Raw genomic sequence first — 11,821 nt, 5'->3', positions numbered from 1 at the left:
AAGCGATTTCAAAAGGAATCTAGCTTTAAGCAACTTCGATTAAAAATAAAAATCAACGTTATTAAAACTAAAGCTAAAATCGTGCCAAAAATATAAATCCTTGAAAAACAATAATTTAAAGTTATTAAGACCAATTAAGTGCATTAGGATGCACCATTTTGGAATCGCTTTGCACTAATTTGGTGCGTAATGTTCCATTGTGATGCAAACGGTTAAATAACACTACCTATTCAGCCGAGAATTGCCGAGTTTGTCAATATGATTGATTGGGAAAGCGGATCAGAGAAGGAGAAATACTCGCTATTTGTTGGGGCTTTATGACAAGGTTTGAGGTGGTTAATGGTCACGAAATCGCGTAGAGGTTTGTTATGAATTACACTAAAAAGGTCATCCTAGGGTAATATTTGTCCGTTAATGTGACATATTTCTAGGTTTTTTTCCAAAATCTGGTACATTTACGACCGTTTTTTTAATCAAGTTCGTCCAGTATCTGGGCGTCTTTAATAAGTGAATCGAATTCCATGACTACTCCACAGATTGATAAGTTAAGAAATATCGCGATTATCGCGCACGTTGACCACGGTAAAACGACATTGGTTGATAAGCTTTTACAGCAATCGGGTACCCTTGAATCTCGTGGTGAAGCTGAAGAGCGCGTCATGGATTCAAATGATATTGAAAAAGAACGTGGTATCACCATCCTGGCGAAAAACACTGCCATTAACTGGAATGATTACCGCATCAACATCGTAGATACTCCAGGACACGCCGATTTCGGTGGTGAAGTTGAGCGTATCATGTCGATGGTTGACTCGGTTCTTCTTATTGTTGATGCGGTTGATGGTCCAATGCCACAAACTCGCTTCGTAACGCAAAAAGCCTTTGCTCACGGTTTAAAACCAATCGTTGTTATCAACAAGATTGACCGCCCTGGCGCTCGTCCTGATTGGGTTATGGATCAAGTATTTGATTTATTTGATAACCTAGGCGCTACTGATGAGCAGTTAGACTTCCAAGTGGTTTACGCTTCAGCATTAAATGGTTGGGCAACACTAGAAGAAGGCGCAACGGCTGAAAACATGGAAGCACTATTCCAAGCAATCGTAGATAACGTTGAGTGTCCTAATGTGGATATCGACGGCGCACTACAAATGCAAGTATCGCAGCTAGATTACAACTCTTATGTTGGTGTTATCGGCGTATGCCGTGTTACTCGTGGTAGCGTAAAACCAAACCAACAAGTAACGATTGTCGGTGCTGACGGTAAAAAACGTAACGGTAAAATTGGTACTGTATTGGGTTATCTTGGTCTTGAGCGTCATGAAGTTGACCAAGCAAATGCAGGCGACATCATTGCTATCACAGGTCTTGGTGAGCTTAAAATCTCTGACACCATCTGTGATGTGAACAATGTTGAGCCAATGAAACCACTGTCTGTTGATGAACCAACAGTGACAATGACGTTCCAAGTAAACACTTCTCCGTTCGCGGGTAAAGAAGGTAAGTTCGTGACGTCACGTAACATCCTTGAGCGTTTAGAAAAAGAATTAGTGCACAACGTAGCATTACGCGTTGAGCAAACTGACGATCCAGATAAATTCAAAGTATCAGGTCGTGGTGAACTTCACCTTTCTATCTTGATTGAAAACATGCGTCGTGAAGGCTTCGAGCTAGCGGTATCACGTCCTGAAGTTATCGAGAAAGAAATTGATGGCAAACTAATGGAACCGTTTGAAAAAGTGACTATCGATGTGCTTGAAGAGCACCAAGGTGGCATCATGGAAAACATCGGTATCCGTAAGGGTGAGCTAACTGATATGGCTCCTGATGGTAAAGGCCGTGTTCGCATGGACTTCTACATGCCTTCTCGTGGCTTGATTGGTTTCCAAACTGAATTCCTAACACTGACTTCAGGTTCTGGTCTTCTTTACCATACGTTTGAGCGTTATGACAACCATAAAGGTGGCGTAATTGGTCAACGTAGTAACGGTGTATTAATCTCTAATGCAACCGGTAAAGCACTGACATACGCCTTGTTTAACTTACAAGACCGTGGCCGTTTATTTGCAGAACACGCTGATGAAGTTTATGAAGGTCAAGTTATCGGTATCCATAACCGTAACAACGACTTAACAGTTAACTGTCTAAAAGGTAAGCAGCTAACTAACGTTCGTGCTTCTGGTACTGATGAAGCTCAAACGCTTTCTCCTGCTATCAAGTTCACTCTAGAGCAAGCTTTAGAATTCATCGATGATGATGAACTAGTAGAAGTAACGCCAGAAAGCATCCGTATCCGTAAGCGTTATTTGACTGAAAATGACCGTAAACGTGCAGGTCGTGCTCCTAAGTAAGCCATGCTAGCTTGAGCGCTTATAAGTAATTAAAGCGTTTATACATAATTAGAGCCGATGCTATCAACGCATCGGCTTTTTTTATCCAAGTTATATACTCAATACAGTTTATGGTATAAATAACGCAGCAAAATTTATTAAGAAAATCAAAATATTTAATACCAAGCATACTCGTTATCCGCCGCTGAGATTAATTAGAGAGTCAGATAATTGGTACGATTGGTATAAGTCATTTAGAGATACTTGTTGGCGCTATCGACGTTTCTCCCTTTTCATTGCGCTAACATCAATAGGGATTCTTACTCTATATCTGTAGAGGGATGGTGGTTATGGAAAAAAAACTCAGCGTATGCATTCATTATTTTCTGTATTTAAAAAATCGGATCATCTTGGACCGATTGACAGTCAATGCCGGCTATATGGCGTACATTTCTTTGTTATCACTGGTGCCTTTGATGACGGTGCTGGTGACTGCACTTTCAAAGTTTCCAGTGTTTGAAGGCATTACGGAACAAATTCAAGAGTTTGTGTTTCTCAATTTTATGCCAGCGGCCGGTGATGCGGTCAAAAATGCCTTGAACACCTTTGTGGCCAATACCTCGAGTATGACCGCCATTGGGGGCGCTTTTGTATTTGTTACTGCAATGATGCTGATTTCTACAATCGACAAAAATTTAAACTTTATTTGGCGGGTTAAGCGTAAACGTCGTCGTGCTTATTCTTTTTCTATGTATTGGATGGTATTGACCTTGGGGCCTATTTTTATGGGGGCCAGTTTAGCGTTAAGCTCCTATATCACCTCCGAACAATATTTAAGCAAAGAAGTGGTCAGCGGGATATATCGAATCCTGCCAGTACTGTTGTCGATGTCTGCCTTTGTTGGCCTCTACATGCTAGTGCCGAATATTAAGGTAAAACTGCGTCATGCGTGTGCAGGAGCGTTGGTCGCAGGCTTATTATTTGAGTTATCTAAGAAAGGTTTTGCGATGTACATTACCGCATTTCCTTCTTATCAATTGATTTACGGCGCCTTAGCTGCGATCCCCATTTTATTTGTTTGGGTGTATTTGTGTTGGTTCATTGTTTTGGTTGGAGCGGAAGTCACGGCCAGTTTAGGTGAACGAGAGCATTGGTATAATGAACAGCCTTATCACCCATTAACACGTTTATTGGATAAAAAGAAAAGGAATGATGAGTGATTGCTTTGATTCAAAGGGTCAGTGAAGCCAGTGTAAAAGTCGATGGGCAGATTGTTGGCGAAATAGGGGCTGGATTATTGGTCTTACTTGGGGTTGAAAAAGGCGACGATGAAGCGAAAGCCAAACGTCTGAGTGAGCGAGTACTTGGTTATCGTATTTTTGAAGATGAGCAAGGAAAAATGAATTTGAATGTGAAGCAAATCGAAGGCCAAGTGCTGGTAGTTTCACAATTTACCCTTCCTGCGGATACGGAAAAAGGGATGCGGCCAAGTTTTTCTAAAGGGGCCGAACCTAGTGAAGCTGAAAGGTTGTATGAATGTTTTTCTCAATATTGTCGCCAAGCTGAAGTTCATACGGAAAATGGGCGATTTGCTGCAGACATGAAAGTTGCCTTGGTCAATGACGGACCGGTGACATTTTGGCTGCAAGTATAAAAAACTTTGCTTAGTGTTGAGCGAGGTAATTCAATTTAATCAGTAAGGGATTTACATGTTTAAGTTAGTGACGCCGAAAACCGAATCTGACTTGCAGCAATATTATCATTTTCGTTGGCAGATGTTGCGCGAGCCTTTTCACCTTCCACCTGGCTCTGAGCGTGATGAATACGATGAAATGAGTGCTCACCGTATGATTGTCGATGGTCGTGGACGGATCATGGCAGTAGGGCGAATGTATTTAACCCCCAATAATGAGGGCCAAATTCGCTATATGGCGGTGCATCCGCATCATCGAGGCAAGGGCTTAGGTTCACTGATTTTAGTGGCACTAGAGTCTTATGGTTTGCAGGAAGGGGCCAAGCGCTTAGTGTGTAACTCGCGGCAAGATGCTATTCGCTTTTATGTCCGCAATGGGTTTGAAAGCCAAGGCGAATTAAGTGATGAAGTGGGGCCGGTACGTCACCAACAGATGGTTAAGCGTTTGAAAGCGAGTGCCAATGTGTCTCGTCGTCCAGAATGGTGTGATGAATTACAAAAACGCTGGCGACAAGAAATTCCAATTTGTGCGGCGATGGGGATTCGGATCAGCCAATATACTGGCTATCAATTTGAATGTTCTGCGCCGTTAAATCCAAATATTAATCCTCATGAAACCATGTTTGCAGGCTCGTTATTTACCTTAACCACTTTAACCGGTTGGGGGATGGCGTGGTTATTGATGCGAGAAAAAGGGTTAGAAGCAGACATTATCTTGGCCGACAGTAAGGTACGATTTCGGGCTCCAGTAACAGAGAGTCCGGTTGCGGTCACTTCTCTTGATGGCATCAGTGGAGATTTGGATCGCCTCGTCAATGGCCGCCGTGCACGAATTATCGTCAAGGTCACCGTGTACAGTGGCGAGGTTGCGGCGGTAGAATTTACGGGCACCTATATGCTAATGACCGACTTTTTGGGAGAAGATCCTGTGGTTCGTTAGTGCCTGTTATGACGATCTCTAAACGCCATTGATGTTTTGCAATGGCGTTTTTTTATGTGCGTTTTTCAGGGTTAATGGCAATTATTTTCCACTTGCACCGCATCTTTATTGCCGAGTAAATTAAAAGTCAGAGCTTGGCATTTCCCTTCTAAACGATAATGTAGATTGCCTTTACTCGGAAATAAGAAATCGTAATCGCCACCGAGATGAGCGGAAAAATCAGTTGCCTCAATAGTAAAAGGTTTCAGCGATAATCGACCGCGGTCAGCGACTAAGTGAATATCACTGATAGTGACAGGTGCGGCTTTTTTCTGGTCTTTTGCTTCGGCAGCACGACGCTTATCATTCGCAGCTTTATCCTCTGGTGTTTCTCCTTGATTGCCCGGTTTAGGGGGCGCAAGGGGAGGTAATTCAATGCCTTGATTGCGTAACCATAAGGTTTGGAAATCATCTTGGCTGGTGGCTCGGGTTACGCTCGCGCTTAACTCACCAGTAACGCTATGCTTAAAGATCAATGGATCGCCGTATAAACCTTCCCCCTTGAGGGTAAAGTCGGTAATGCCATCGAGGTGGAGCGGTAAATTGAACCAACGTGAAAAAAAGCGTAATGGGATCCCAGAGGCTTCTAAGTTGAGCTTCCAAGGTTGGCTAGTTTGAGCAAATGCAATATCACCGGTTCCCTTTACCAGTCCGTTATCTAAGGGTACAAACAGCTTATCTAACCAAAAGTGGCCCTGTTCACTGTGCATAGTGAGCAAGGGGTTCTTACTATTGACGCTATCGTAAGTCGCGCTGCTGGCACTGAGGCTGAGCTTGCCTTTCCATAGCCCCCAATGCTTATCTCGTTTTAATTGTACTTGGTCGCCTTCAATACTGAGCCCAGTTGTTTGTAGCGGTGGCGTGGTGGTTAAATCGATAAACTGTAAGTTATTTAACGTTAGCATTTGCGCTTCAATATCATCAAGCTTATCTAAGTAATGCCAGACGAGATGTTTGGTTTCTGGGGTGGGAAACCATTTCATATTATTGATATTAAGCTGATTGAGCATGAGGCTTGAAGGTGTGACCGTACCTTGTAGGTGAAGGTTACCTTGCAGCATTTCTAAAGAGATATCATGAATGGTTGCCCGGTTTTTTTGTAAGCTAAGATCAAGTGCTGGTGCATTTATCGCTTGCCCAAAGAGCCCCATATCCTCTGCTGTGACAAAAATGGAGGCATCTTGCTGTTGCCATAACTGAAAAGGTAACTCGAGATTACTGGCGGTTAATTGGATATTGTTCGCCGTAAAGCGAGGAGTATCTATGCTGGATTGGCGTAGATCCAAATCATGGATTCGCATGGCAAGAGCTTTAAATCCGTCAAGACTGGTTTGGCTAATGCTCTCGAAATCGGCTTGTTGTAAGCGTAATCCGCTAATGGTGGCATGCGGGACTTGCCATTCTTGCTCGTTTTGTTTTTTGGTGGCCTGTGCGGCAAATTGCCCTTGTCGCCAGTGAAAGCGAAGATCGTAGAAAGTGGTATGGGTTGGCGTGATATCGCCATCAAAAAAGACGTTATTTAGCGCTTCACCTTGCCAATAAAGTTGCTCGGCGGAAAGGCGAATTTCACCATAAAAAGGGAATAAACGAGAATCGCGTTTTTGTGGATGCTTGATTTGTAGGCTTACATCTCGGCCAACCCAAGCATCATGCGCAAAATCGAGGTGTGCCAGCGTGATTTGATTGATGTGTAGATACTGGGAGAGGTGGATTTCAGGCCAACCGTCTTGAAGCGTGAGTCCATCGATGATCAGGTTATCGATTTGGAGTTTATTTTGTTGCCACAGCGATGGATGAAGCCAAATATCCATTTGTTCGATTAAAGTTGGCTTAGTTGCTTGGGGTTTAATTAATACCCCATTTAGCTGTAGATGGCTTGGGTCTTGGTAAGAATACTGGACGGAACGGACTTGAACCTTATCTTGATAAGCCAACTTGAGCGCGCCATTGACGACATCCGCCGCATATTTGGTATGTAAAGCCGCATAAGAGGCAACCATAGCTATGATGGCTAAGCATAATAACCCAATGATAATCGCGAACAGTTTTCTCATCTCACATCCTGTTAATTACAAATGATGTCGGTGTAGAGCAATGAAGTATAAGCAGTTATGTGTGTCGGTACAATTTCCATATTAATATCATACTAATCGTACTTATTATCTGATCATCTCATGAGTGTGAGCGCTATAACAGCTTTGAATTGAGGCTATTGGTAAGGCAGTTAAAAAAACGAGAAACCCACTATAGGTTTCTCGTTGTATTAAAGGATATAGGCCTAGTTAGCGGGCTTGAGGACCGGCTTTGACTAAGGCTTTGCCTTCCTCGTTGTCGGTGTATTGAGCAAAATTATTAATAAATAATTGGGCTAATTCATCGGCCTTGGTTTGCCATTGTTCACTGGAGGCATAAGTGTCTCTAGGATCTAAAATGGCTGGGTCGACCTTAGGTAAGGCCGTTGGCACTTCCAAATTAAAGGTTGGAATGATCTTGGTAGGCGCTTGGTCGATAGAGCCATCTAAAATCGCATCAATAATGCCGCGAGTATCTTGGATCGAGATACGTTTGCCACTGCCATTCCAACCGGTATTGACTAAGTAAGCTTCTGCTCCCGCCGCTTCCATACGTTTCACCAGCACTTCGGCATATTGGGTTGGGTGCAGAGTTAAGAACGCAGCTCCAAAGGCGGCAGAGAAGGTCGGCGTTGGCTCAGTAATGCCTCGTTCTGTACCAGCTAATTTGGCGGTAAAGCCGGATAAGAAATGGTATTTCGTCTGCTCTGGAGTCAGTTTCGAAACCGGAGGCAGAACCCCAAAAGCATCCGCAGTTAAGAAAATCACTTTTTGTGCATGGCCGGCTTTCGAAACCGGTTTGACGATATTTTCAATATGATAAATAGGGTAAGAAACACGAGTGTTTTCGGTTTTAGAGCCATCATCAAAGTCGATTTTACCTTCTGGTGTCACTGAAACGTTTTCTAACAGCGCATCTCGACGAATGGCGTTATAAATATCAGGCTCAGCTTCTTTGGACAGTTTGATGGTTTTGGCGTAACAGCCCCCTTCAAAGTTGAAGACCCCATCATCATCCCAACCGTGTTCGTCATCACCAATTAATTGACGTTTAGGATCGGTTGAGAGCGTAGTTTTTCCGGTTCCTGATAAACCAAAGAAAATTGCAACGTCGCCTTGTTCACCGACGTTGGCAGAACAGTGCATCGATGCAATGCCTTTGAGCGGTAAAAGGTAGTTCATCATGGCAAACATGCCTTTTTTCATTTCGCCGCCGTACCAAGTTCCGCCAATGATTTGGATACGTTCGGTTAAGTTAAAAGCAACGAAGTTTTCAGAGTTGAGACCTTGAGCTTGCCAATTGGGGTTGGTTGCTTTCGCGCCATTCATGACCACAAAATCAGGGGTGAAATCTTGTAGTTCTTCTTCACTTGGGCGAATGAACATATTTTTGACGAAATGAGCTTGCCAAGCCACTTCCGTAATCACGCGAACTTTTAAGCGAGATTCGGGGTTAGCGCCACAAAAACAGTCCACCACAAAGACTCGTTTATTCGACAACTGTTCTGTGACTAAGGATTTCAACTCACTCCAGATTGCTTGGCTAATCGGCTTATTGTCATTTTTACCTTGATCAGACCACCACAAGGTTTCTTTGGTGATGTCATCTTTTACGATGTATTTATCTTTTGGCGAACGGCCGGTAAAAATGCCTGTATCGACAGACACGGCACCGAGTTCCGTTACGATGCCTTTTTCGTAACCGGTTAAATCAGATTGGGTTTCTTCAATGAACAATTGCTCATAACTTGGGTTTCTCACAATATCGGTGACATTGTGAATACCGTAAGCGCTGAGATCTAGCGTAGTGTGAGCCATAGCCGTCATAGATGCTCCTTAATAGGAAATTTGTAGGGATAGTTATAATTGTTAATTTATGCACACTTTAACCACTTTATAGGTATGGTTTTTTGATCGTGTATACAACTTTATATTAACAAATAAAAAAATCAGAAAAGTTGTGATCAAGAGCAATATCATTATTATCCAGAAGAAAATAAGTGTTTGTAATGGTGGAGGATAAGGGGAGATACGTTGGGCTGGAGACAGAAAAAAAGCCACGTTTCCGCGGCTTTATCAAAAAATTCTATGACTTATTGTATACAATAAATTAATGAAGGTTTTTCTTAGCTTCGGTAATGATTTCATCAACTTGAGCGGCATCGAAAGCGTAAGTGCTACCACAATAGTCGCAATGTAATGCCACTTCGCCTTCAGAAGCTAAAATATCATCGAGTTCTTCTTTGGCGACCGTCGCAATGGCACCAGCACTGCGTTCACGTGAGCAACCACAGAAAAATTCCACAGGATGAGGAGCAAACAATTGGACTTTTTCTTGGTTGTAAAGACGATACAACACTTCGTTCGCTTCTAGTGAGAAAAGCTCTTCATTTTTGATGGTTTCTGTCAGTTTTTCTAAGTGCTCAAAATCATCTGCAGAACCTGTACCATCAGGCATGACTTGCAATAGCATTCCCGCGGCATGCGCTTGACCTTGATATTCGCCAGTACGGATCCATAAACGGGTTTTTAATTGCTCAGAGCGTTCAAAGTAACTTTCTAAAATGTCAGAAAGAGTATCGCCTTCAAGGCCAACAACACCTTGATAACGCTCTCCTTTATTAGGAGAAATAGTGATCACTAGGTGACCATTGCCAATTAATTCGTGCAGGTTTGCTTCAGCATTAATTTGACCTTTATAACGCGCGACGCCACGCATTTTTTGGTTATGGTCGCCATTGATCACTACCAAGGAGACAGGGCCATCACCTTGTAATTGCAAAGTGATTGAGCCTTCAAATTTTAAGGTGGCTGTGAGCAAGCTGGTGGCAACGAAGAGTTCACCCAATAGAGCCTGAATCGGTTGTGGGTAATCTTTATTCGCAAGAATGTCTTGATACGCGGTATCTAGTTGAACAAGTTCGCCACGAACGGACAAATCTTCAAATAAGTAGCGGTGCAAAAGGTTATTTGCCATGAGTTTAGGACTCCTTCGGGCGGTTACTGATGTTTGAATTTAATGAGATTACGGCGTTGCTTTTTATCTGGACGTCGTTCTGGGCTTGGGCTATATAACGCGTTAAGTTTATGTTTTTGTGCATTTTCTTCACGTTTTTTCACACTAGCTTCAGTTTCTCTATATAATGTTTGGGCCTCAGGGGCACCACGGCGCTGATCGGAAATTTTTTCTATGACAATGGTTTTTTCTTCATTCCCTTGTCGTAAGCGAATTTCAGCACCTAATTCGACGATTTTACTTGGTTTAGTTCGTTGATCATTATAGTGAACTTTACCGCCATCAACCATGCTTCTTGCAATTGAGCGTGTTTTGTAAAAGCGTGCCGCCCAAAGCCATTTATCTAAACGTACTGTTAAAGTTGGTGAGCTCATGTTGAGTTATGGCCTTCAAAATAATCGTAAGGCCGCTTATTGTTTTGTGCGGCCTACCTGAAAATGACATCCAAGCATGCTATCAAATAGCATTTATTGGAAACAGAATGTGTCTGGAGAGAAAATGGTGATGAGAAGCAGAAAATTCAAGTCAATGAGAGAAAAACCCTCGTTAATGGGATTTTTCTTGTGATTTTGTAGTCTGTTAGTGGGGCCTTGTTCAAGCAAGGTGTGTTTGATTGAGATGGATTAAAAAAGTACAAAAAGCTCATATTAGAATAAAACAATCGAGATAGGCTCAAAAAAGTCAATTTTGTTGGTGGGAAGAAGGGATTTTATTTGGTTTAATCCTAGTTAGCCTTTAAGGTGAGTATGTTACAAATAACACTGAATGGAATCGAATAAGGTATCATTATACATGATGTTAAAAGGCAATTGGCCGCAGCACTGGTCACAATTATCGAACCGATGGGTACAACATCAGGCTCAACTTAGCTTTTTGTGTACTTTGATGTTGGTAGCTTTAAGTGCATGGCTGGTTGGTATATTGATTTGGTCATTATTTTCAGCGCCACCGAGTGTTGCTCGATGGTCTGCACCGCAAGTCTCTCATCAAACGTCTAACACCTCGTCATCCTCGGATCATGTGTCGTCACTGCTCAGTGCTAATTTATTTGGTTTGTATAATCAAACGGAAGTCAGTCAGCCGGTGGCGAAAGATGTTCCGCAAACGCGCTTGAGCTTAACCTTAGTGGGAGCGGTGGCAAGTAGTAATGACAAATTGAGTTTGGCGATCATTGCTAATCAGGGTAAACAGGCGACCTATGGTTTAGGCGAAACGATTGAGAATACCCGAGTCACGTTACAAGCGGTGTACGTTGACCGCGTGATTATTCGTAACCAAGGGCGAGATGAAACCTTGATGTTGCAAGGTATTGATTACAGCGCTTCTCCGCAATTATTAAGCGATAACAGTGGCAAACAAGCCACCGAAGAGTCTGCCGATTCGCGCAACGATTTAGATGAGGTTCGACAAGAAATCGCCGCGGACCCACAAAAGATTTTTCAATACATACGTCTTTCGCAAGTGATGGACGATGGCCAATTAAAAGGTTATCGCGTTCGCCCCGGTAAAGATCGCGCTTTATTTGATCAAGTGGGGTTGAAAGATGGTGATATTGCGACCGCTTTAAATGGTCAAGATTTAAAAGATTCCTCGCAAATGGCACAACTGTGGAAAAGTGCCTTAGATTCTTCTGAGTGGAATCTAACGGTTGAACGAGATGGTCAGCCTTATGATATTTATATTCAATTTTAAAGCGAATGTGGCATTTGCTTTCAGGACAGTACAATCACC

The 11,821-nt window shown here is 42.8% G+C and carries 9 protein-coding genes; 5 read left to right on the top strand and 4 right to left on the bottom strand.

Annotated elements, in window-relative coordinates; all coding sequences use genetic code 11:
• Positions 1–521 precede the first annotated feature (521 nt).
• The 4 genes from typA (at position 522) to VCA1004_RS10565 (ending at position 4,963) form a co-directional block, all read left to right on the top strand.
• Positions 522–2,351: a translational GTPase TypA gene (gene typA / locus VCA1004_RS10580; protein ID WP_086981722.1), complete on the top strand. Its 1,830-nt coding sequence runs from the start codon at positions 522–524 to the stop codon at positions 2,349–2,351.
• Between the two features lie 320 nt (positions 2,352–2,671).
• Positions 2,672–3,550 (top strand): virulence factor BrkB family protein, encoded by an 879-nt coding sequence (locus VCA1004_RS10575; protein ID WP_408646856.1) that lies wholly within the window; start codon positions 2,672–2,674, stop codon positions 3,548–3,550.
• The gene (gene dtd / locus VCA1004_RS10570) at positions 3,547–3,984 is read left to right on the top strand and encodes a D-aminoacyl-tRNA deacylase (RefSeq protein ID WP_086981720.1); all 438 of its coding nucleotides are present in this window, start codon (positions 3,547–3,549) and stop codon (positions 3,982–3,984) included. Before VCA1004_RS10575 ends, dtd begins: the two co-directional genes overlap by 4 nt.
• Before the next feature lie 55 nt (positions 3,985–4,039).
• Positions 4,040–4,963: a bifunctional GNAT family N-acetyltransferase/hotdog fold thioesterase gene (locus tag VCA1004_RS10565; protein ID WP_086981719.1), complete on the top strand. Its 924-nt coding sequence runs from the start codon at positions 4,040–4,042 to the stop codon at positions 4,961–4,963.
• A 71-nt stretch (positions 4,964–5,034) separates the two neighbouring features.
• Here the strand turns inward: VCA1004_RS10565 and VCA1004_RS10560 are convergent, their stop codons facing one another.
• The 4 genes from VCA1004_RS10560 to hslR all read right to left on the bottom strand — a co-directional run bounded on the left by VCA1004_RS10560 (position 5,035) and on the right by hslR (position 10,464).
• Positions 5,035–7,056 carry an AsmA family protein gene (locus tag VCA1004_RS10560; RefSeq protein WP_086981718.1) on the bottom strand — a complete coding sequence of 674 codons (2,022 nt, stop codon included), beginning with the start codon at positions 7,054–7,056 and terminating at the stop codon, positions 5,035–5,037.
• 228 nt (positions 7,057–7,284) lie between these two features.
• Positions 7,285–8,901: a phosphoenolpyruvate carboxykinase (ATP) gene (gene pckA / locus VCA1004_RS10555; protein WP_086981717.1), complete on the bottom strand. Its 1,617-nt coding sequence runs from the start codon at positions 8,899–8,901 to the stop codon at positions 7,285–7,287.
• Positions 8,902–9,184: 283 nt separating this feature from the next.
• Positions 9,185–10,051: an Hsp33 family molecular chaperone HslO gene (hslO, locus tag VCA1004_RS10550; RefSeq protein ID WP_086981716.1), complete on the bottom strand. Its 867-nt coding sequence runs from the start codon at positions 10,049–10,051 to the stop codon at positions 9,185–9,187.
• Positions 10,052–10,074: 23 nt separating this feature from the next.
• Positions 10,075–10,464: a ribosome-associated heat shock protein Hsp15 gene (hslR, locus tag VCA1004_RS10545; protein ID WP_086981715.1), complete on the bottom strand. Its 390-nt coding sequence runs from the start codon at positions 10,462–10,464 to the stop codon at positions 10,075–10,077.
• Between the two features lie 418 nt (positions 10,465–10,882).
• Between hslR and gspC the strand changes: the two genes are divergently transcribed.
• Complete coding sequence (gspC, locus tag VCA1004_RS10540) at positions 10,883–11,782, top strand: type II secretion system protein GspC (RefSeq protein ID WP_086981714.1); 900 nt, start codon at positions 10,883–10,885, stop codon at positions 11,780–11,782.
• Positions 11,783–11,821 lie beyond the last annotated feature (39 nt).

The organism is Vibrio aphrogenes, from assembly GCF_002157735.2.
Lineage (GTDB): Bacteria > Pseudomonadota > Gammaproteobacteria > Enterobacterales > Vibrionaceae > Vibrio > Vibrio aphrogenes.
This window is presented reverse-complemented; position numbering and strand designations above follow the sequence as displayed.